The organism is Mycolicibacter senuensis, from assembly GCF_002101885.1.
Lineage (GTDB): Bacteria > Actinomycetota > Actinomycetes > Mycobacteriales > Mycobacteriaceae > Mycobacterium > Mycobacterium senuense.
In genome coordinates, this window is sequence record NZ_LQPS01000031.1 from 155,739 (window position 1) to 178,262 (window position 22,524).

Annotated in this window: 14 protein-coding genes and 1 tRNA gene; 9 read left to right on the forward strand and 6 right to left on the reverse strand. The window is 67.9% G+C overall.

Features of this window, described 5'->3' with window-relative positions; translation table 11 throughout:
- Positions 1-56: 56 nt before the first annotated feature.
- A complete protein-coding gene (locus tag AWC24_RS08065; RefSeq protein ID WP_085083712.1) occupies positions 57-1,571 on the forward strand; it encodes a TldD/PmbA family protein in 1,515 nt (504 codons plus the stop codon).
- Positions 1,568-2,935, forward strand: coding sequence for a metallopeptidase TldD-related protein (locus AWC24_RS08070; RefSeq protein WP_085083714.1), 1,368 nt, complete (start codon positions 1,568-1,570; stop codon positions 2,933-2,935). The genes AWC24_RS08065 and AWC24_RS08070 overlap by 4 nt, the downstream gene beginning before the upstream one ends.
- 5 nt (positions 2,936-2,940) lie before the next feature.
- On the opposite strand, the gene AWC24_RS23505 is transcribed toward AWC24_RS08070, so the two are convergent.
- Complete coding sequence (locus AWC24_RS23505; RefSeq protein WP_456320079.1) at positions 2,941-3,957, reverse strand: nuclear transport factor 2 family protein; 1,017 nt, start codon at positions 3,955-3,957, stop codon at positions 2,941-2,943.
- 104 nt (positions 3,958-4,061) lie between these two features.
- Positions 4,062-11,222 (reverse strand): ATP-binding protein, encoded by a 7,161-nt coding sequence (locus tag AWC24_RS08075; protein WP_456320078.1) that lies wholly within the window; start codon positions 11,220-11,222, stop codon positions 4,062-4,064.
- Between the two features lie 118 nt (positions 11,223-11,340).
- On the opposite strand from AWC24_RS08075, the gene htpG reads away from it, so the two are divergent.
- The 3 genes from htpG to AWC24_RS23305 all read left to right on the forward strand — a co-directional run bounded on the left by htpG (position 11,341) and on the right by AWC24_RS23305 (position 16,059).
- Positions 11,341-13,281: a molecular chaperone HtpG gene (htpG, locus tag AWC24_RS08080; RefSeq protein ID WP_085083716.1), complete on the forward strand. Its 1,941-nt coding sequence runs from the start codon at positions 11,341-11,343 to the stop codon at positions 13,279-13,281.
- 323 nt (positions 13,282-13,604) lie between these two features.
- Complete coding sequence (locus AWC24_RS08085; RefSeq protein ID WP_085083718.1) at positions 13,605-14,822, forward strand: PPE family protein; 1,218 nt, start codon at positions 13,605-13,607, stop codon at positions 14,820-14,822.
- 25 nt (positions 14,823-14,847) lie between these two features.
- Positions 14,848-16,059 (forward strand): PPE family protein, encoded by a 1,212-nt coding sequence (locus tag AWC24_RS23305; protein WP_085083720.1) that lies wholly within the window; start codon positions 14,848-14,850, stop codon positions 16,057-16,059.
- A 33-nt stretch (positions 16,060-16,092) separates the two neighbouring features.
- Here the strand turns inward: AWC24_RS23305 and AWC24_RS08095 are convergent, their stop codons facing one another.
- Complete coding sequence (locus AWC24_RS08095; RefSeq protein WP_085083722.1) at positions 16,093-17,097, reverse strand: zinc-binding dehydrogenase; 1,005 nt, start codon at positions 17,095-17,097, stop codon at positions 16,093-16,095.
- Positions 17,098-17,136: 39 nt separating this feature from the next.
- Between AWC24_RS08095 and AWC24_RS08100 the strand changes: the two genes are divergently transcribed.
- Positions 17,137-17,955, forward strand: a complete 819-nt coding sequence (locus AWC24_RS08100; RefSeq protein WP_085083724.1) for a carboxymuconolactone decarboxylase family protein — start codon at positions 17,137-17,139, stop codon at positions 17,953-17,955.
- Position 17,956: 1 nt separating this feature from the next.
- Here AWC24_RS08100 and AWC24_RS08105 read toward each other — a convergent pair whose 3' ends face one another.
- Positions 17,957-18,820: an alpha/beta fold hydrolase gene (locus tag AWC24_RS08105; protein WP_174813614.1), complete on the reverse strand. Its 864-nt coding sequence runs from the start codon at positions 18,818-18,820 to the stop codon at positions 17,957-17,959.
- Positions 18,821-18,933: 113 nt separating this feature from the next.
- Here AWC24_RS08105 and mddA point away from each other — a divergent pair, with 113 nt between their 5' ends.
- Positions 18,934-19,677 (forward strand): methanethiol S-methyltransferase, encoded by a 744-nt coding sequence (gene mddA / locus AWC24_RS08110; RefSeq protein ID WP_085083726.1) that lies wholly within the window; start codon positions 18,934-18,936, stop codon positions 19,675-19,677.
- Position 19,678: 1 nt separating this feature from the next.
- On the opposite strand, the gene AWC24_RS08115 is transcribed toward mddA, so the two are convergent.
- Complete coding sequence (locus tag AWC24_RS08115; RefSeq protein ID WP_085083728.1) at positions 19,679-20,062, reverse strand: DoxX family protein; 384 nt, start codon at positions 20,060-20,062, stop codon at positions 19,679-19,681.
- A 78-nt stretch (positions 20,063-20,140) separates the two neighbouring features.
- Between AWC24_RS08115 and AWC24_RS08120 the strand changes: the two genes are divergently transcribed.
- Together AWC24_RS08120 and AWC24_RS08125 are read left to right on the forward strand one after the other, a co-directional pair.
- Positions 20,141-21,043 carry a sigma-70 family RNA polymerase sigma factor gene (locus tag AWC24_RS08120; RefSeq protein WP_085083730.1) on the forward strand — a complete coding sequence of 301 codons (903 nt, stop codon included), beginning with the start codon at positions 20,141-20,143 and terminating at the stop codon, positions 21,041-21,043.
- 136 nt (positions 21,044-21,179) lie between these two features.
- Positions 21,180-21,253: transfer RNA gene (locus tag AWC24_RS08125), tRNA-Ile, on the forward strand.
- A 117-nt stretch (positions 21,254-21,370) separates the two neighbouring features.
- Here the strand turns inward: AWC24_RS08125 and AWC24_RS08130 are convergent.
- Positions 21,371-22,093 (reverse strand): PE-PPE domain-containing protein, encoded by a 723-nt coding sequence (locus tag AWC24_RS08130; RefSeq protein ID WP_234807292.1) that lies wholly within the window; start codon positions 22,091-22,093, stop codon positions 21,371-21,373.
- Positions 22,094-22,524 lie beyond the last annotated feature (431 nt).

Here is a 22,524-nt window from a genome sequence, read left to right on the forward strand (position 1 = left end):
ATCATTATCGACACCTATGCCGTGGTCAATCACCGGCACGCCGTTACGGTGGACGGGTGACACCGAACCGGGGGATCGATGCCCAATTCCTGGCGCTGCCCCGCCACGAGCTGGCCGATGCCGCGCTCTCGGCGGCCAGAGCGGCCGGCGCCGAGCATGCCGACCTGCGCGTTCACCGGATCGCCACCGAGGTCGTCCGGCTGCGCGACGGCGAACTGGAGACCGCGGTGGTCAACCGTGAGCTGGGCCTGGCGGTGCGGGTGATCGTCGACGGCACCTGGGGCTTCGCCTCGCATGCCGAACTGGCGCCGGGCGTCGCCGCCGACACCGCCCGCCGGGCGGTGCAGGTGGCCAAGACGCTGGGCGTCCTCAACGCCGAACGGGTGGAGCTGGCGGCCGAACCGGTATACCGCGACGCCGGCTGGGTGTCGCAGTATGCGATCGACCCGTTCGAGGTGCCCACCGCCGACAAGATCGACGTGCTCGAGGACTACTCCGGGCGGCTGCTCGCATCTGACGGGGTGAATCACGTTTCCGCTTCGGTGACCGCGGTCAAGGAGCAGACTTTCTACGCCGACACCTTCGGGTCGTCGATCACCCAGCAGCGGGTACGGGTGATGCCCGTCTGCGAAGCGGTCACGGTGGGCCCGGAGGGCTTTGACTCGATGCGCACGGTGGCGCCGCCCACCGCGCGGGGCTGGGAGGCGGTGGCCGGCGACGAGGTGTGGGACTGGACTGGGGAACTGGCGGAGCTGCCAACATTGCTCGCCGAGAAGATGAAAGCCCCCAGCGTGACCGCGGGCCCGACCGACCTGGTGATCGACCCGACCAACCTGTGGTTGACGATTCACGAATCGATCGGGCACGCAACCGAATACGACCGTGCCATCGGCTACGAGGCGGCCTATGCCGGCACCTCTTTCGCCACTCCGGACAAGCTCGGCACGATGCGCTACGGATCGCCGGTGATGAACGTGACCGCCGACCGCACCGTGCCCTACGGGCTGGCCAGTATCGGCTACGACGACGAGGGGGTGGCGGCCCAGAGCTGGGATCTGGTGCGCGACGGTGTGTTCGTCGGCTATCAGCTCGACCGGGTATTTGCGCCCCGGCTGGGCCAAACTCGCTCCAACGGGTGTTCTTACGCCGACTCGCCGCACCATGTCCCGATCCAGCGGATGGCCAACGTGTCGCTGCAGCCGGGGCCCGAGGATCTGTCTACCGCCGACCTGATCGCCCGGGTGGACGACGGCATCTACATCGTCGGGGACCGGTCGTGGTCGATCGACATGCAGCGCTACAACTTCCAGTTCACCGGGCAGCGGTTCTTCCGGATCCGCGACGGCCGGCTCGACGGGCAGTTGCGGGACGTCGCCTACCAGGCGACCACCACCGACTTCTGGAACGCGATGGAGGCGGTCGGCGGCTCCTCGACGTGGCGTCTCGGCGGGGCGTTCAACTGCGGCAAAGCCCAGCCCGGTCAGGTCGCCGCGGTCAGCCACGGCTGCCCGTCCGCCTTGTTCCGGGGTATCAACGTGCTCAACACGCGGGCTGAGGGAGGCCGGGAATGATTCCCGCGCAACAGGTTATCGACACCGCGCTGGGCGCAGCCGGCGGCGCCGACACCGAGACCATCGTGTTGGTCACCGACAAGGCCGAGGCGTCGTTGCGCTGGGCGGGCAACTCCATGACCACCAACGGCGTGTCCAGCAGCCGGACCACCACGGTGGTCACCATCGTCCGCGACGACCAGGGGCCCCGGGTCGGCTCGCTGTGTTCGGCCGAGGTGGACCCGGCACTGATCCCCGAGCTGGTGGCGGCCTCGCAGGAGGCGGCCGCCGGCGCGCCGGAGGCCCGCGACGCCGCCGAACTGGTGGCCGGCACCGTGACGCCGGACGACTGGGACGCCGACGTGCCGGGAACCGGCGCCGAGGTGTTCGCCGAGCTGGCGGCCGGATTGAGCGGTGGCTTCCGGGGTGCCGACCAGCTGTACGGCTTCGCCCGCCACGAGGTGGCGACGACGTTCCTGGCGTCCTCGACCGGGCTGCGGCGGCGTTTCACCCAGCCCACCGGGACGGTCGAGATCAACGCCAAACGCGACGGCGCCAGCGCCTGGGCCGGGATCAGCACCCCGGACTTCGTTGACGTGCGATGTGATTCGCTGCTGGAGCAGTTGTCGACCCGGCTGGGCTGGGCGGCGCGCACCGTAGAGCTGCCGGCCGGTCGGTACGAGACGTTGATGCCGCCGTCCACGGTGGCCGACATGATGATCTACCTGGGCTGGACGATGAGTGGCCGCGGCGCCGAGGAGGGCCGCACCGCGCTGTCGGCGCCCGGCGGCGGCACCAGGGTGGGAGAGCGCCTGTCCGACCTGCCGCTGACGCTGTACTCCGACCCGCACGCGTTCGAACTCGAGTGTGCGCCGTTCGTGGCCACCGGCACCTCCTCGGAGACGGCGTCGGTGTTCGACAACGGCCTGGACATCGGTTGCGTGGACTGGATCCGCGGCGGGGTGATCAACGCGCTGGCCTACCCGCGGGCCGCCGCCGCCGAATTCGGGGTCTCGCCCGCGCTGGCCGCCGACAATCTGTTGATGACCGGCGGCTCGGCCAGCATGGACGAGATGATCGCCTCGACCGAGCGCGGGCTGCTGCTGACCACGCTGTGGTACATCCGCGAGGTCGACCCGACCACGCTGCTGCTGACCGGGCTGACCCGCGACGGCGTCTACCTGGTGGAGGACGGCCAGGTCAGCGCGGCGGTGAACAACTTCCGCTTCAACGAGAGTCCGCTGGACCTGCTGCGCCGGGCCACCCAGGCCGGTATCGCCGAGCCGACGCTGCCGCGGGAGTGGGGCGACTGGGCGACGCGGGCGGTGATGCCGTCGCTGCGGATTCCCGACTTCCACATGTCGTCGGTCAGTCAGGCGCAGTGACTGTTTCACGATGATGCCGCCGAATGCAGCTCCTCGAAGCGGGCGAGTGCGGCCTGGACATCGGTCTCATCGAACATCTCACAACGGTTGACCAGGCCGCCGCTGACGGTCAGAAGGGCGGTCTCGCGCCACTCGGCGGTGAAGCCGTCCTGGGAGGTCCCATATGCCGCGTGGGTGAACACCATACCGAGAGCGCTCAGTCGATGCACTACATCGATATTGATCCGGATGTCCGAAGCGACCGCAAAGGTTGCCCACATGTACGGAACCATCTCCCCGGGAGCGAACGCAATGCCCCGCCTGTGGTCGAGACTCACGAAATCTACGGCCAACTGCGGTATCTCGTGTCGGTTGAGTGCGCCGTAGCCCTCCGCGATCACTGACCAGGTCGGCGCATACACGGCGGCCTCGCCAGCGAGGTATCGCGCGTCGAGTTCCTCGTAGGCGGCGTCGATGTCGTCCGGGTCGAAGGTCGCGGTGTGCTGCATGAGACCGTCGGCGTCGACTTCCATGACATGCAACATCTCGGCGGCGATCGGTCGATCGGCATCACCGGTGTCGCGATAACAGCCACGGGTCAGTGAGAGTCGAGATCCCCGAACAGCTATGGGCTCAATCTCCAGCCGCCAGGTGCTCAGGGCCGTCTCCAACGTGGCTTCGACTACCTTCCGCCGCTCGCGCCCCTCGAGGACATGATTCAGGCCGTTCCGCCGGTCGTCATATCGGCCGTCCTCGCTGACCAGGGCGAGGATGGCATTCCCGTCGCGGCGGTTGAACCCGTCGGCTAGGCGTGACCAGTTCCGTGTCGCGGCGTTCTCCAGTGCGGGCCTGGATCGGCTCAGTTCTTCGAACCGCGCGAGTGCGGCGTCGAGGTCCGCTTCGCCGAACAGCTCGCTGTGGCTGATCAGATCGCCGTTGACGGTGAGGACGTTGATATCCCGCCACTCGGCGTCGAAGCCTTCTTGGGAGATTCCACGCGCCACATGGGTGACGACCGCTCCGATCGCGCTGAGCCGGTGCACCGCGGTGATGTGGATCCAGGTGTCGGGCGAGTCGTCCCATGCGGCCTGCTGGTACCGGATCATGTCGCCGGGCTCGAAGGCAGCCCCGCGACGATGGTCGATGTTCACCCAGCCCGGTGTGGTCGGGGCGACCTCGCGCCGGTTGAACGCGGCATAGGCGCCGGCGACGAGCGACCAGGTGTGCCGTGGGCGGCGGCTTCCCCGGCGAGGTAACGGGTATCGAGTTCGGCGAAGGCCGCGTCGAAGTCGTCGGGGTCGAAAGTCACGGAATAGTCCATCAGTCCGTCGGCGCCGACTTCGATGACGCTCAACGTGTCGACGGTGATCGGTTGATCGGGATCATCGATGTCGCGATAGCTCCTGCGGGTCAACGCGAGGCGAGTCCCTCTGACGGCGATGGGCACGATCTCCATCCGCCAGCTGCTGGGTGTCGTCTCTATCGTGCTATCAACCACTTTCTGCACCCCTGCGCCCTCGTGCGTATCGCGTAGGCCTTTCCGGCGGTCGTCAAATCGGCTGTCCGCGCTCGCGAGCGCGAACAGCGCCTTTCCGTCACGACGGTTGTATGCGTCGGCTGCTCGCGCGCAGGTACGGGTCGCGGCGTTCTCCAGCGCAGGCCTCGATTGGCTCAGCTCGTCGAATCTGGCGAGCGCGGTGTCCAGGTCTTCCTCGTCGAACAGCTCGCAGCGGGTGATCCGGTCGCCGTCGACCGTCAGAAGCTGAATCATGCGCCACTCGGCTTCCAGGCCTTCGGGTGAGCGGCCATGCGAATAGTGAGTGATGACTGCTCCGAAATCGCTGAGTCGATGCACCGCCTCGACCTGAACCCGGAATTCCGGCGTGAAGTCCCAACACGAGCGGAGCGCCGCGTCCAGGTCGCCGGATGCGAAGGGCATGCCGCGACGGTGGTCGACGTTAATCCAGTCCACTGCGGGCATTTCATGTCGGTTGAGCATGGCGTAGACGTCGATGATCACCGACCAGACGCGCGCGTGGTCGGCCGCCTCGCCGGCGCGGTAACGGGCCTCGAGCTCGGCGATGGCGGCGTCGATGTCGTCGGGGTCGAACGAGACGTTCGCCACGATCCGCCCCTCTGAGTCGATCTCCCCGACGTCGAGCTGTTCGGCGAGGAATGCCTCGGGGTCTTGATCCCGAAACGAGAAGATGCTCCGGGTCAGGACGAGGTATTTCCCGCGTGTCGCGATGTCGCTCACTTTGAGGTCGGCGACGCCCAGATCGGCGACGGCGCGCATGTTGGCGAGGGCTGCGTCACGACCGTGTCGTATTCCTGCGTTCACGACACGTCGGTGATCGTTGTGGTAGTAGTCGTCGGCCAATTGCTCGGCCATGGCGTCCCAGTTGTTTACCGCGAACTGTGCCAGGAAGCGTTGGGACACCAGGCTTGCCGCGTTATCCAATCTGCGTGCTCGGCGCGGCTGCAGCTCGTCGAATCTGGCGAGGGCGGCATCGAGGTCGGATTCGTCGAACACCTCGCCTCGGCTGATCAGGTCACCTTCGACGGTGATCAGGTCGACCGCACGCCAATCGGCTTCGAAGCCGTCTCGTGAGGTTCCTTTCCCTACGTGGGTGAAGACCGCGCCGAGGTCGCTCAGCCGGTGCACCGCCTCGATGTAGACATTCAGCTCGGCAGCGAGGTCCCACGACGCATGGAAATACGCGTTCGCTTGGCCCTCCGCGAACGCGGTCGTGCGGCGGTGGTCGACGTTCGTCCAGCCTCGGGTCGTCGCGGGGAGCTCACCCCGGTTCAACCCGGAGTAGGCCCTCGCGATGAGCGACCAGGTGGCCGAGTGTCCGGCTGCCTCGCCGGCGAGGTAGCGGGCGTCGAGATCTTCGATGGCGGCGTCGAAGTCGTCGGGGTCGAACACGATGACCGCCGCGAACCTGCCGCTGGCGTCGACCTCGAGCAGGTTGAGTACGTCGATTTGGGTCGCCGGGGAGTGGACTCGGGTGAGGGCCATGCACTCGCCGCGGGTTGCAATCGTGGTTGACGTGAGGGCGTCGATTCCCAGTCCGGCGAGCGCCTGCCAGTTGGCGATGTTGGCTTCTCGACCGTGGATGACCTCGGCGGCCACTACTCGGCGTCGGTCTTCGGCGGAAATGTCGTCGGCGTACATCTCGGCGATGCCGTCCCAGTCGGCGGCCGGGAGGCGCATAAGGAAGCGCTCGATTGCGCGGGTGGCTGCGTTCTCCAGCTGCGGCGCCGGTCGGATTAGCTGTTCGAACCTTGCGAGTGCGGAGTCGAGGTCTGCCTCATCGAACATCTCGCAGTGGCTGATCAGATCGCCTTCGACGGTGAGGGTATCGACAATTCGCCACTCGACGTCCAAGCCGTCTTGCGAAGTCCCTTTGGCTACGTGGGTGATCACTGCGCCACGGTCGGTCAGTCGATGTACGGCTTCGACGTAGATGATGTTCTGCACCGTGTCGTCCAAGGCGACGCGAAGGTATGCCATCAGGTCACCTGCCCCGACCGTCGCAAGCCCCCGGTAGTCGACGTCGGTGAACCCCGGAACTGTCGGCGGCAGTTGACGTCTATTCATCGCGATGAAAGCGGCTGTGATCGCCGACCAAGTGTCAGCGCACGCGGCCGCTTCGCCGGCGAGGTAGCGGGCATCGAGCTCGACGATGGCGGCGTCGAAGTCGTCGAGGTCGAACACCACGGCCGCCACAACCTTGCCGTCCGAGTCGATCTCGATGACGTTGAGGACATCGTTTTGAACCGCCTCAGGGTCGGGGCCGGCGGCGCGGACGCGGGTGAGAGCGAGGCGCTCAGCACGGGTTGCCACGGCGCCCAACAGGATCATCGCAAAGCCGTCTTCAGCGGTAGCCTGCAACTCCGCGATCCCGGCATCGCGGCCGTGTCGGATCCCGGTATTGACGGTCCGGCGGCGATCGTCGATGACGTAGTTGTCGGCTGCTGCTTGAGCGATGGCGTCCCAGTCGCGGGCGGCATAATTCGGGTAGAACCGCTCGATCAACCGCGTCGCCTGGTTCTTCGGGTGCCGTACCGGTGCGCGTGCTTCCTCGAATTGTGCGCGCAGCGCATCGAGTTCGGCGATCGCGGCGGCCATGTCTTCGAGGTCGAACCACACTTGGAGCGCGATTCGCCCTTGATCGTCAATGCCGTAGAGACTGAGAAGCTCGTCCTGTGGAGCCCCGGGGTTCACGTCCGCAGTGCCCGTGGTCAATCGGACAAGAGCCAGGTGCTCGCCTCGTACGGCGATAACGGCATAGTCGAGCCGCACCTCACCCATCTCGAGATTGAGTCTGTTCTGATGTATCCAGTCCGAGGGCAGGTCGGCCGGGTTGAAGCCGACGATCTTCCGGCGACTCTCGAAAAGGGCATCCGGTGCAAACAGCTGCTCGAACTCGTCCCAGGCACCCCGATTGACGGCGGTCGCCACGCGTTCGCCGACTCGTACAGCCGCGGTGTCCGGTTCGACGTTCGCTGCATCGAGTGTTACGGCGGCGGGAGGCGGGACGCGCTCTCCAAGCACCAGTCGCGCCTTATCGGCAAGGGCCGCAGCGCCCTTTCGTTCGTACAGTTCAACGGCCCGCCCGGCGGCGGCACGCGCTCCCACCGGATCACCGGCGGCGCCCGACACCGTCGCCAGCGCCAGACAGGTATCGCCGTGATCGACCAAGGCGTCGGTGCGCTCGGCCAGGCCGACCGCAGCCTCGGCCATCTGCCGGGCGGCGTCATGATCACCGCGACGTGCCAACAGCAGCGCCCGAAGTGTCCGCCAGGCGATCGACGCCTTCAGCGCGTGTCCCGCGAGACGCTCGCTCTCGGTGCACAACTCGTCTGCCTCGGCGTCGCGGTCGAGGGCCAGACACGTGCGACCCAACAAGGCAGCGGTCTCGGCGGTATCGGCTTCCAGCCCCATGCGGCGAAAACCGCTGTAAGCCTGGCGTAGCGGCGGCTCGGCGGCCGCGGGATCGTCGGCGACCAGCTCCACGATCCCGGCGAACTGCTCAAGCTCGAGCCGCGCATGGCGCAGTCCCAGTTCGGTGACCGTGCGCCGGGCCGCATCGATCATCCGCCGGGCTGCAGCGGCGCGGCCCCGGAAGGCCTCCAACACGGCCTGACACCGTGTCGACGTCGCCTCGACCGCAGGGGAATCGGTGGTGATGCGCAACAGCCGCACCACGTCCAGACAACGCCCGCCGGCCCGGGGAACCGGGTTGGGGCCCCACAGCGCCGCGAGAGGCGCACCGGCCAGCACCGCGTTCACCCGACGGTGCTCACGCGCGCGCCGCGCCGCGGACAGTGCATTGTCCAAGGCGATCTCGCAGTCGCCGATCCGGCCAAGACGCGCAAGACAGCCGGACCGTACGGTGTGGGCAGTGGCTTCCCCTGCGGCATCGCCGAATCCGGCCAGCTCGTCGGCAGCCGCGCTCAATGCGGCCTCGATCTCGTCCAACCGCTCGGGATGGGTCAGCATCGACAGCTGGCCGTCGAAACAGGTCGCCCACGCCGCCAGCCGCGCCGAATCGACTGTCGCTGCCTGCAATTGCGAGACCGCGCCGGCCGCCGACGCCACATCACCGGCGGCGAGCAGCGCCTCGCAGCGCGCAACCAGCAGATCGGCGGTCTGATCGGCGCGGTCGGGCAACAGGTCGTCGATCTCCTCCAGCGCGTGCAGCGCCTGGTCGTAGAGATCGGCGGCGCCTTCGTAGGCCAGCCGTGACATCGCCTGGTCCGCGGCTCGTCGGCAGTACTCGACGGCCTTGGCGGCGTTTCCGGCCCAGGCGCATTCGAAGTAGTGGTAGGCCAGTTCCGCCAGCAGCTCGTCATCGGCGCCGGGCGCGGCTTCCAGAGTGGTGGCGATGCGCTGGTGCAGCCGCATGCGCCGCACGGACGCCAGCTCGGCGAGCAGCGCCTGACGGACGATCGCGTGGTTGAACCGGTATCGGCCGCCGGGCTCCTCGATGAGAATTCCGGCCTTGCACGCCTCGTCGAAGGCATCGACGAGGTCCTGCTCGACCACCTGCTCCACCAGGTCCACCGCGAAGCGGCTGCCGACGACCGCGGCTGCGGCAAGGGCCTTGTTCGTCTCGGCCGGCAGCCGTGAAAGCCGGCGACTCACGGCTTCCCGGACACCCTGCGGCAAGGTGCTCGGATCCCATGCGCCACCGCTTTCGTCGACGTGACGCAACGCCTCGATCAGGAAGAACGGATTGCCGCCGGTGACCGACACCAATGCCCGGGCGAGGTCTTCATCGTCGTAGCCGGCCTCGGCGACATAAGTGGTCACGTCGTTCTCATCGAGGCCGCTGAGGGCGAGACGATCCGCGGTGCCGTCCCGATGAAGATCGGCGAGCATGGCCGCCAGCGGATGAGAACGGTCGAGGTCGGTGCTGCGGTAGGTCCCGACGATCTGCACTCGGGTGTGGTCACCGAAGCGCAGTAGATGCCGCAACAGCAACAGTGTGGGTTTGGCCGCCCAGTGCAGGTCGTCGAGGACCAGAACGACTGGGGCCGAAGCGGAGGCCAGTTCCAACAGGGCGACCACGGCATCGAATAGTGCGTAGCGTTCGGTGTCCGGGTCGGCTCGGGCCGGCGCGCACAGGTCGGGGAGGACATCGGTCAGCCCGGGAACCAGGGGGAGCAGTGCTTCCACGCCGCGCAGGCCCCGTAGTGGCTTGGTGCCGATGCACGGCACCAGCGAACGCAGCGATTCGGCGAACGGCTGATAGGGCGCGCCGAGATCCTCGTCGCTGCGGCCATACAACACCACGGCGCCCTGGTCATACGTCAGTCGGGACCATTCGCCGGCCAAGCGCGTTTTGCCCACACCGGGCTCACCGGCGATCAGCATCGCGTGAATGCCACCGGCGAGAGTGGTTTGCCATGCCGATGCGAGCCGTTCCAGCTCCGGGCCGCGTCCGACGAACCGTCCGGCCCCGATCAGCACCGCGGGCAGGTCGGGCCGCTCGAGGGGCTCGTCACCGGTTGCCTCAAGTCGCTGCCTGGTCTCCAGGCGGAGTTCGAAGACGTGCTCCGGCCGCGGCAGATTGCGGAGTGCGCGCATCCCCAGGTCGGCAAGAACCGCGTCGTCGGGCAACGAGTCGATGACCAGTTCGGCGGTCGCGCCTGAACACAGGATCTGGCCTCCCAGCGCCAGCGAGCGCAGCCGCGCGGCGCGGTTGACCGCGCGCCCGAAGTAGTCGCCGTCGCGCAGCTCCACCTCGCCGGTGTGCAGCGCGATCCTGATGCGCATGGGCTCGCACAGGGCCCACGGCTCGTGCAGGATCGCGTCTTGCAGCTCCATAGCCGCGGCTGCCGCCGCCGAGGGCCGCTCGAAGACCGAGAACGTGGCGTCGCCCTCGCCACGCGTCTTGATCAGCCGTCCGCCGCGGGCCGTGACCACCTGCTCGACAATCTCATCGTGGCGCGCGAGCGCCACCGCCATGGCGTCGGCGTCGGCCTCCCACGCGGCCGTCGACCCCTCGATATCGGTGAGCAGAAAGGTGACGGCGCGCGTCACCGACGCAAAGCGCTGTGTCACGGGGTGGTCCAGCGAAGCGTCCTGGGCGACGATCGCGGCTCCGAGCCGACGAAGCTCTGGCCCAGGATCGACGCCGAGCTCGTCGGCCAGCAGCGACCGGGCCCGTTGATAGGCGCCCAGTGCCTCGCCCTGCCGGCCGGCGCGGTACAGGGCAAGCATGAGCTGGGACCATCGCCGCTCCCGCAGCGGTGCGTCGGCAACCGCAGCCTCGAGTTCGCCAATGATCTCTGCGGCTCGGCCGGTGGCGAGCAGCGCGTCGGCCCGGTCCTCGACCAGGGCGGCATGGCCCTCGATCCAGCGTGTCATCTCCGATATTCCCCGGCGGGAATCGGGCAGTTCCGGAGTTCCGCGCCACAGGCCCAGCGCCTCGTCGAAGCGGACGACCGCCTGGGTGGTGTCGCCGGTGGCCGCGGCCTCCCGGCCGGTCTTGGCGGCCACGACGTAACGTGGGGCATCAACCTCGGTCGTGCGCAGAATCCAGCCCGTTCCTTCCGTGAGAACGAAGCCGTCGCCCAGCGCCCGGCGCAGTGCGGAGATGTGAGTCTGCAGCGCCTTGGCGGCGGTACGCGGCGGATCGTCCCCCCACAGGAGATCGATCAGTGTGTCGGCCGCCACGGCAGAACCGCCGTGCAGCCCGAGCATCGTGAGGATCGCACGGGGTTTGGCGCCCGGGATTATGACCGAGGCGCCGTCCCGCCGGGCCTGGAGAGGTCCCAAAACCCCCAGCTCCACGGCTTGAATGGTAGTCACGTTGGTCATCGTCGGAGAGCGGATTCAACGTGCGGTAAAGATCCGGTAAAGGTCTGGCCCCCGACCGGCCCGACGACACAGGTCGGTAAATTTGGCTCCTATGAGCGAGCGTGTGGAACAGCTGGAATTTCAGGCCGAGGCCCGTCAACTGCTGGATCTGATGGTCCACTCGGTGTACTCGAACAAGGATGCGTTCCTGCGGGAGCTCATCTCCAATGCCTCCGATGCGCTCGACAAGCTGCGACTCGAGGCGTTCCGCGACAAAGAGCTCGAGGTCGACACCTCCGACCTGCACATCGAGATCGAGGTGGACAAGGCGGCCCGCACCCTGACCGTCCGCGACAACGGGATCGGCATGTCGCGCGATGAGGTGGTGGACCTGATCGGCACGCTGGCCAAATCTGGCACCGCGGAGCTGCGCCAGCAACTGCGCGACGCGCAGAACGCTCAGAACGAAGCGGCATCCGAAGAGCTGATCGGCCAGTTCGGCATCGGCTTCTACTCGGTGTTCATGGTCGCCGACCGAGTCGAGTTGGTCACCCACAAGGCCGGCCGGAGCGAGGCCGTCCGGTGGGAATCCAGCGGTGACGGCACCTACACCATCGAAGCTGTCGGAGCCGCACCGCAGGGAACGGCGATCACCTTGCACCTCAAACCCGAGGACGCCGAGGACGAGCTGCACGACTACACCGCGGAGCAGACGATCCGGGGACTGGTCAAGAAGTACTCCGACTTCATCGCCTGGCCGATCCGGATGCAGGTCGAGCGCCGGACCCCGCCGGCCGAAGAGGGTGGCGAAGAGACGGTCACCGTCGAGACCGTCACGCTGAACTCGATGCAGGCGCTGTGGGCGCGGCCCAAAGACGAAGTGTCCGAACAGGAGTACAGCGAATTCTATAAGCACATCGCGCACGCCTGGGACGACCCGCTCGAGGTCATCGCGATGAAGGCCGAGGGCACGTTCGAATACCAGGCGCTGCTGTTCATCCCGTCGCACGCTCCGTTCGATCTGTTCAACCGGGACGCCCAGGTCGGTGTGCAGCTCTACGTCAAACGAGTCTTCATCATGGGCGACTGCGACCAGCTGATGCCCGAGTACCTGCGGTTCGTCAAAGGTGTGGTCGACGCGGCGGACATGTCGCTGAACGTCTCGCGCGAGATCCTGCAACAGGACCGGCAGATCAATGCCATTCGCCGGCGGCTGACCAAGAAGGTGCTGTCCACCATCAAGGAGTTGCAGTTGCAGCGGCCCGAGGATTACCGCACGTTCTGGACCGAATTCGGCCGGGTCGTCAAGGAGGGACTGCTCTCCGACTTCGACAACCAGGAGACCCTGCTTGCGATCAGCTCGTTCGCCTCGACCCACAGCGACTCCGAGCCGACCACCCTGGCCGAGTACGTCGGACGTATGAAGGACGGCCAGGAGCAGATCTTCTACGCCACCGGCGAGTCTGGTCAGCAGTTGCTGAAATCGCCGCACCTGGAGGCGTTCAAGGCCAAGGGGTATGAGGTGCTGCTGCTCACCGACCCGGTCGACGAGGTGTGGGTGAACGCCGTCGCCGAGTTCGACGGGAAGCCGTTGCAGTCGACGGCCAAAGGCGAGGTGGATCTGGACTCCGAGGAGGACAAGACCGCGCACGAGGAACAGCGCAAGGAGCAGGAGAAGGAGTTCGCCGACCTGACCGGCTGGCTGCAGCAGACCCTGACCGACCACGTCAAAGAGGTGCGGCTGTCCACCCGGCTCACCGAGTCACCGGCCTGCTTGATCACCGACACCTTCGAGATCACCCCGGCGTTGGCGCGTATCTACCGCGCCAACGGGCAGGAGGTGCCGGTCGGTAAGCGGATCTTGGAACTCAACCCGGCCCATCCGCTGGTCACCGGGCTGCGCCAGGCGCACGGCGAGCGTGGCGAGGACGCCGAGTTGGCCGACACCGCGGAGTTGCTCTACGGGACGGCGCTGTTGGCCGAGGGCGGGGCGCTGGAGGACCCGGCGCGGTTCGCCGAGCTGCTCGCGCAACGGTTGGCCCGCACTATCTGACCTCGGCCGGTTCGGCCATCGGCACCGCCCGGTTCTGCGCCGTTTCACGCCTGGTCGGGCAACGTTCGTACACGTCGTTCCCCCCCGGGATTGGGTGTCAGATCGGATGGCGGAGGGCCGTTTCACGACTGAGACTGGCCGGTGGCAGGTGTTTTCCCGCACCGGGGCCTCGGGACGGGAACTCGAATGCTCGGTGGTATCGCCGCCACACGACCCGGTCGGGTCGAGCAGGCGTTGGTCGACCGACTCCGCGGGCTCCAGACGCGGGGTGAGTCCGGCACCGCTCGTCGCCGATAGAACGGCAACCAGAGGGGGTAGGCAAGGTGTTGGATTTCGGAACGTCCCCACCCGAGATCACCTCGGCGAAGATGTATACCGGCCCCGGTTCTGGGCCGTTGCTGGCCGCTGCGGCTGCTTATGATTCCCTTGCTGCGCAACTGAATTCATTTTCCACCGGCTATTTCTCGGTGATCGCGGACCTGCAGGGCGAGAGTTGGACAGGCCGGGCGTCCGCGGCGATGGCGGCCGCGGCGTCACGGTATGCCCAGTGGGCGGCGGTAACGGCGGGCCAGGTCGAACGCGCTGCCGGCCAGGCGCGCGCCGCGGCGGCCGCCTACGAGAGCGCACGTGCCGCGATCGTGCCCCCGGTGGTGGTGACGGCCAACCGCGCGCGGCTGGCGAGCCTGGCCGCGACCAACGTCCTCGGGCAGAACACCCCGGCGATCGCGGCCACCGAGTTCGAGTACGCCGAGATGTGGGCGCAAGACACCCTCGGGATGTATGGCTACGCGACCTCGGCGGCGACGGCGACGCAGCTGTCGCCGTTTCAACAGCCGCCGACGACGACCACCGGTGGCGCCGGACAGGCCGCCGCGGTAGCCGGTTCGGTGGGTGCCGCGGGTGCCTCGCACTCGCAGACCATGCTGTCGCAACTGCTTGCGGAGTTGCCGCAGCAGCTTGGCGGGCTGTCGACCGGGGCGGCCGCAGCACTGCCCGCGCAGGCGGACCCGTTGTTGCCGCTGGCCGGGATCGAGGCGGTGAACATCTTGCTGGGGCCCACCTCGTTCGGATTGCAGACTGCGCGTACGGTCTCGGCGGTCGGGTCCTTCGCGTTGGCCGGGAATGCCTATCAGCTCACCCACGGCAACCTCGGGGTGGGCGCGGCCGGGGCGGCAGCACCGGTACTGGCGAAGGAAGCGGTACCGGCGCCCGAGCCGGCTGCTGCGGGCGGTCGCCAGGCGGTGCTCGCACACCTGGGTGGCGATGCGCCGCCGGTGGGGCAACTGTCGGTGCCGCCCGCATGGGCCGATGCCACCCCGGCGGCGGCGGCCAGCGTAGACCCGGTGTGGCTGGCGGATACCGACCTTGCCGATGTGGCACCCGATGGTGCGGTGGCCGATGCGCCCGGCGCCGCTCCGGCGATGGGCATGGGACCGATGGCGGCAATGATGGGCGCTGCGGCGGGACGCCAGTCGGTCGCCGGTGCGTTGCGCATCGCACCCGATCGCTTCAAGATGCCTCGTCCGTCCTTCGGCGGATAGCCGATGCGCTCGGACGGGCCGTTCGATGTTTGACTTCGGCGCCCTGCCACCGGAGATCAATTCGACCAGAATGTATTCCGGTCCGGGGTCGGGGCCGCTGCTGGCGGCCGCAGCGGCCTGGGATGGCATCGCCGCGCAATTGGAGTCGGTGGCAAGCGGTTACGCCGCAACGGTCTCGACGCTGCACGGGCAGGCCTGGTCGGGCCCCGCCTCGGATGCGATGGCGGCGGCCGCCACCCGATACATGGCGTGGGCGACGGCGACCGCGGGCCAGGCCGAGCAGACCGCAGCGCAGATCCGGGCGGTGGCGGCCGGTTACGAGGCGGCGTTCACCGCGACCGTGCCACCGGCGGTGGTGGCGGCCAACCGTGCCCAGCTGGCGACGCTGGTGGCCACGAATTTCTTCGGTCAGAACACTTTGGCGATCGCGGCCACCGAGGCCGTCTACGCCGAGATGTGGGCGCAGGACGCTGCCGCGATGTATGGCTACGCCGCCGCCTCGGCGCAGGCCGGCACGCTGACGCGGTTTCAGCAGCCGCCGCAGACCAGCGACCCGGGCGGGCAGTCTGCCCAGCATGCCGCGGCAGCGCGCGCTGTCGCCGATGTTGTCACCCAGGATGCGAAACTGCTTGCCTCCGAGTTGGTTTCGGGCAGCAACCACCAGTCACAGCTTCTCGCCGCAGTATCGGCGCCGGCACCGCCGGTGAGTGCGGCTCAGGCGGCCCCACCGGCGTCGGTGCCGATAATCGCCCAGGTCGCTGCTTTCGGTCCCTCGCTGGGGGTGCTGGGCGTAGCTCAACAGGTGGTGTTCACGACCGGGTCGCAGGGCATCTTCGGGATGGCGATCCTGAACGCACAAGACCAAGCGGCCGGCGCGGCCGCGCCACCCGACTCGGTCTTCGTCGACGATGCGCTCCGAAGTGCCCCCACAGCTGCCCCGGCGGCGGTGCTGGCGGGCGCGGGCAAGGCGGCGCCGGTGGGACGGTTGTCGGTGCCGCAGAACTGGTTGACGCTGACGCAGGCGGCGACCACCACCGATGCGGCAGCGCGGTCACCGCGCCCGGTGACAGCTGCGATAGCCGCAGAGCCGGCCAACGGGTCGCGGCCCCTCGCGGGCCACCCCCCGATGGGGGTGCTGGGGCCGATGGACCGTGGTGCGTCGCACACCCGCGGGACCGCGGTGTTTCGCATGCGGGACCGTCGTTTCTGGATGCCGCGGCCACCTGCGGCGGGGTAAGCACGGGGGTAGCGCCGCTGTCGTGCGTCCGGCTCAGGGCACCAGCACCACCTTGCCGACGTTCTCCCGCGCAGCCAGGATGCGGTGGGCCTCCGGGGCGTTGGCAAACGGCACCGCGGCATGCACGATGGGCGCCGCGGTGCCGTCGGCCAGCGCCTGCGACAGCGGTGCGATCCAGGGTTCGAGCGTGCCGCGGTCGTCCCACAACCGCAACATGTTCAGGCCGATCACCGTCTTGGATTGCTCCATCTGCGTGAGCAGGCTGAAACCGCGCAGCATCGCCAGCGCCTGCGGGGCCGCCCGGCGCAGCGATCGCTTCTCGCCCTGCTGCAGCGATGAAAGCCCATAGGCGACAAGCCGTCCGCCGGGACGCAACAAGGCCATCGACCGCCGCAGCGAGGTGCCGCCGAGCCCGTCGAGCACGATGTCGTAGGGCGGCAGTCCTTTCCACCAGCCGGTGCGTCGGTAGTCGATGGCCCGGTCGATGCCCAGCGCTTCGAGCTGACCATGCTTGCCCGGTGACGAGGTCCCGTCCACGACGGCGCCGGCGGCCTTGGCCAGCTGGATCGCCGCGATACCGACGCCGCCGGCGGCCGCATGCACCAGGACGCGTTCGCCGGACCGCAGCGAGCCGTAGCCGTGCAGCGCCGCCCACGCCGTCGCATAGTTCACCGGTATCGCGGCGCCCTGTTCGAAGCTCATCGACGGTGGCAGCGGCACGGTGTCGGCGGCCTCGGCGTTGACGAACTCGGCGTAACCGCCGAATCGGGTGCCGGCCAGCACCCGCTCGCCGACACGGGCGGGGTCCACCCCGTCACCGACCGCTTCGACGGTGCCCGCCACCTCGTAACCGACCACGCTGGGCACCTTCGGCGCATCCGGGTACAGCCCGACCCGGGCGAGGTGGTCGGCGAAGTTCACGCCCGCCGCGCGCACCGCGATCCGGACCTGGCCGCTCGACGGCGGTGGCGGATCGGGGCGATCCTGCACCTCGAGCACCGAGGGAGGTCCGTGTTTGGTGATGACGACGACGCGCATGGGTTTCAGCCTATTGCGGTTCGGTCCATAATCCTTGGCATGGACATTCTCGATGAGCTGAACCGGTTGGTGGCGGTGTCGGGCGGTGCCGTCGGCGCGGTGGTCCGCGGGGTATGCGCCCGGACGCTCGGCCTGCCGCCGCTGCCGGCGGAGGGGGTCGGTGATCAGGCCGGCGCCGATCCGGCGGTGGCCGAGTTCGCCGAACAGTTCAGCGTCGACGTTTCGGTGATCACCGAAGACCAGCGCGACCGGCTACGGGATGCCCTGGGGGACACGGCCTTCGACGCTGTCGTGCAGGTGTACATCGCCGACTTCGTACCGCGCGTGCGTGCCGGGCTGGAAGCGGTGGGTGTTCCGGTGTCGTGGCCGGGCAAGATCGCGTGGGACCACTCCAGCCACCCGGGCGACGCGTTGTTCAACCGGTTCATGCCCGCCGTGGCGCGGCTGCGGTCGTTGGACGCGGTGACCTCCGAGGTGGTCCGGCTGCGCGGTGCGGCCCAGCACAACTGCCGGTTGTGCAAGTCGCTGCGGGAGACGACCGCCTTGGATGCCGGCGGATCCGAGACGCTCTACGACGAGATCGAACGCTTCGAGTCCTCCCGGATGCTGAGCGAGTCGCAGAAGGCGGCGCTGCGCTACGTCGACGCGCTGATCTGGACGCCGGCGCGCATCGATGCCGACGTCGCCGCCGGGGTGCGCCGGCACTTCACCGACGACCAGAGCATCGAGCTGACGCTGGATGTGATGCGTAACGCCGGCAACAAGATCGCGGTCTCGCTGGGCGCCGACGCGCCGCGGGTGGCCGAGGGAACCGAGCCCTACCTGCTCAATGCGGACGGCCAGACCGTCTTCAGCTGACTCAGTCGGTGTGACGGGCGAGGAAGCCCAGGACCGCGTCGGCGAAGATGTCGTTGCGGTCGCCGGCGACCATGTGCCCGGCACCGGCCACGTCGATGAACTCCACCTGCGGGAAGCGGGCCAGAAAAACCTCGGCGCTCTCGGCGCTGACCAGATCGCTGAGCTGGCCGCGTACCAGCAGCATCGGCACGCCGTCGTCGAGGATGTTGCCCACCGCGGCGTTGAGCCGGTCGACGTCGTGGATCTCAAGGGGCGAGAACTCGTCTGAGCCGCTGACGAATTTCGGGTCCCAGTGCCAATACCAGCGGTCACCCCGGCGGCGCAGGTTGGTCGTGAGTCCGTCCAGGTCGGCGGGGCGGGGCCGGTGCGGGTTGTAAGCGGCGATCGCGTCGGCGACCTCGTCGAGTGAGCCGAAACCCGAATCCATCCGCTCGGCCATGAACGCCTGAATCCGTTCGGCGCCGGAGGCATCCATGTTGGGCACGATGTCGACCAGCACCACCGCGCTGGCCGCACCGGGGGCCAGTTCGCCTGCCAGCAGCATCGCGGTGAACCCGCCCAGGGAGGCGCCGACCACCACCGGGTCCGGCGGCAGCGTGCGCAGCACCTCGTGAACGTCTGAAGCGAAGCTGACCAGCCGGTAGTCGCCCTCGCTCGCCCAATCCGATTCGCCGTGGCCGCGCAGGTCGACGGTGATGGCCTGCCAGCCACGCTCGGCCACCGCCGCGGCCGCCCGGCCCCACGAGCGCCGGGTCTGCCCGCCGCCGTGCAGGAACACCACCGCGCGCGCGTCGGGGTCACCATGACGGTCGGCGATGATCCGGACATCGCCGGGCGCGTGGGTGACGAACGTTTCCGCGGTCATTGGCCGATCGTAAGCCGGTGCCGGTCGGCGCTGCTCACGTGGCCGGCAAAACCCCTGTTGAACTGCCGGTTCCCGGGTTTAAAGTGGGGGATTCAGCAGGTTGGGAGGGCGCCATGGCCCGCTTTCTCGCACTGGCCTACGCAGTGCTCAACTATCTGGTCTTCCTGGTGGTCTTCCTCTATGCCGTCGGTTTCGTCGGCGACGTCGTGGTGCCGCGCAGCGTGGACCATGGACCGTCGGCGCCGACCGGCCCGGCGATCGTGGTCGACGTGCTGTTGCTGGGCTTGTTCGCCGTGCAACACAGCGTGATGGCGCGGCCGGCGTTCAAGCGATGGTGGACGCGACTGGTACCGCCGGACATCGAACGCAGCACCTACGTTCTGGCGTCGAATCTCGTTCTGGTCTTGCTGTTCTGGCAGTGGCGTCCGGTCCCGGCGATCATCTGGGACGTCGCGTGGCCGGTGGGACGGACCGCGCTTTGGGTACTGTTCTGGATCGGTTGGGCGATCGCGCTGGCGTCGACGTTCATGATCAGCCACTTCGACCTGTTCGGACTGCGCCAGGTCTACCTCGCGTGGCGCGAACAGCCCTACCAGCCGGTCGGTTTCCGCGCGTCGGCGCTGTACCGGGTGGTGCGCCACCCCCTGATGCTGGGGTTCGTGATCGCGTTCTGGGCGACGCCCACCATGACCGCCGGCCACCTGCTGTTCGCGGCGGCGAGCACCGGCTACATCCTGGTCGCGCTGCAGCTGGAGGAGCGCGACCTGGTCGGGATGCTCGGTGCGGAGTATCGGCAGTACCGCCACCGGGTCCCGATGCTGATCCCGTTCCTCAGGCGCCGCGTCGCGTCGCGGTAGTTCAGGCGAAGGGCTGCAGGAGGAACCGCCCCCAGGCGAGGAAGGCGAACACGGCGAGAAACATCGCGTCGCCGGCCATATATCCCCACTCGCTGCGCCGGAACCTCGTCGTAGCGGCCCCGGCCATGAAGAGCATCAGGCCGCAGGCGGCGATCGGCACCAGCAGCGGCGCCACGCCGAGGACCGCCGGCAGGACAAGGCCGAGCGCAGCGACCAGCTTGATCGTGCCGACGGCCTTGAGGTGGCCGGTGGTGAAGTCGTCGACCCAGTGCTGGTTGGCGCCCAGCGACCGGTACTTGTCCTTCGGCATCAGCAACAGGGTCGCGCCGCCGATGGCATACCCGGCGGCGGCGACACCGGCGATGATCCACAGGGTGGTGTTCATGGCTGCTCCTTCGTGGTTACGTCGGTCCGGTGAGGCTCGTCATCACCTATGACGGACCGGTACGACGAGAGGTAACCGATGACGAGCGAGTCGCAGCTGGCCGAGATTTTCGAGCAGCATCGCCCTCGGCTGCGGGCCCTGGCCTACCGGGTTCTGGGCTCGTGGTCCGACGCCGAAGACGCCGTGCAGGAGGCGTGGCTGCGGCTCGCCCGCCAGGACGCCGACGCAATCGACCATCTGCCGGGCTGGCTGACGACCGTCACCGGCCGCATCTGCATCGACGCTCTTCGGTCGCGTGCCGCCCGGCCCGAGATCCCGATCGATCAGGATCTTCCGGAACTCGTGGTGACCGATGACGCCGACACCCCCGAAGACACCGCGGTGCTGTCGGAGTCGGTCGGACTGGCGCTGCTGGTTGTGCTGGGATCGCTGCGTCCCGATGAGCGGCTTGCATTCGTGCTGCACGACATGTTCGCGGTGCCGTTCGCCGAGATCGGGCAACTCCTCGGACGATCGGCCGACGCCGCGAAGATGCTCGCCAGCCGGGCACGCCGCAAGGTGCAGGACGTGCCGCAGCCGACGGGGGATCGGCGGGCGCAGCGAGAGGTCGTCGACGCCTTCCTGGCGGCCGCGCAGGGCGGCGATTTCGACGCCCTGTTGCGGGTGCTCGATCCCGACGTCACCTGGCGTCAACACACGTCGCGCGGGATGACGGTGGAGACGGGATCCTCCGCGATCGTGGAGGCGGTTCGCCGAGGCCAGGGGGCGCGGATCACCGCTCGCCGCGTGCTGGTCAACGGCGAACCAGGCATCCTGACCTGGGGTCCGACGGGCCGGCCGCTGAGCTTGATGGCATGCACCGTGCGAGCCGGCCGCCTGGTGGGCATCGTGTCGATCGCGGACCCGGCGCGGCTGGCCGGCATGGATCTGCCGCAGGATCCCGAAGCGCCCGCCGGCGTCCACCGACCGCCACGGAGGTGAACCGTCGGACTGTTAGGGCGCACCGGGGCGTGGTCGGCGGTCATCCCGCGCGCTAATGTCTTGGTCGTGCGGAGGCTTCGCGCCGACGCCGACCGACGATCTTGCGGGACAGACGTCCGCAGCTAGTTGGTGCCCGGGGGCGGTAGCTCAGTCGGTTAGAGCCGCGGACTCATAATCCGTTGGTCGCGGGTTCGAGCCCCGCCCGCCCCACCGTAAAGCGCCACTGTTCCTGGCGCGCAAGGAACAGTGGCGCAGTCATCCTCGTCGTGGTTCTGCAATCGGGCCACCGGCTTGTGACGTCCTGCTTGCCGCAAGCCCGCTGCGCGGTTACACGTTGAAGAACGAAGCCAGCAGCGCTTGGAACAGCTCCGGCATGGTGAGCGTCGGAATCTCGTTGATCGTGGTCAGTCCCTCGGTAACCGATGTGGCAGCGTCGATTTGGGCTTCGGTCAAGCCGAGGTAGGAGTTGTGGAGGGCCAACCCGATCAGCACATCCTCAAAGCTTGTGTTCCCGCCGAACAGCAGGTCCCACCAACTTTCGTACACGTTGTTCGTGAAGATGTCGCCGTCGATGTTGAATATTTGGGTTTCGTAGAAGCCGGTGGGGACGGCGTCCGGGTTGGCACCGAGCATCACGAAACGTAACGCGTCGGTGGGCACGCCCGCTTCGACGAGGTCATCTTGGGCGTGCGCGGCCACCAGGCTGCTTTGGGAGTAGGTGAAGATGGTCAGCGGATCGGTGCACACGCCCGCGTCATCGCAGCCCATCTCGCCGGCGTTGTAGTCGGCGAGGATCGCGTCGATGAGGATCCTTTCGCCGCCCGGGACGCTCTCGAAGAAGTCATACGAGTTGGGGAGCGTCAGCGCCTGCGATGACTCAACGGTGCCCTGGTACCCCAGCGGCTCGAGGTACAGGTCGATCCCGTTGCTGATGTAGTTGGCACTCGGCGTCCCGATGCCGGTCGGGCCCAGGACCAACGCGTCGGTCGAGCCGTAGAGGAAATCGTAGTCATTCTGGTCCGCCGCATTGGCGGTGGCGGCGAATGCCATCGCGGCACCGCACAGTGCGGCGCCGATTATCAGTCGCTTCATAGCTCCCCCTCGTTCGCAAAGATTCCGAATGATGTCGCCCGGCTGTTCTGCTGGCCACCTGAATACATCGACCGACACCTCCCCGGTGTAGATGTGAATCCTGCTGTTGCGGCACCGGTTGCCGACACACGGATTATTACCGGTGGCGTCAATTTAGTCCCCGAAATCGAAATAATCGGCCGGCGATTACCAGTGCCCAGTCCCTTCACGCACTAAGTGAATCGCCTCTTGAACCTAAGCGGAAAATAAGCGAACACGGGTCCATACAAAAGGACCGCCCAATTGGGACATCGTCCACAGCGCCATTGACAAATGGCGCAATCAGTGGTGTCCTCTCAACCGTGACCCAACCCGACGGTGCAGCACTGCCCGCTAGGACCGCCCTCGAG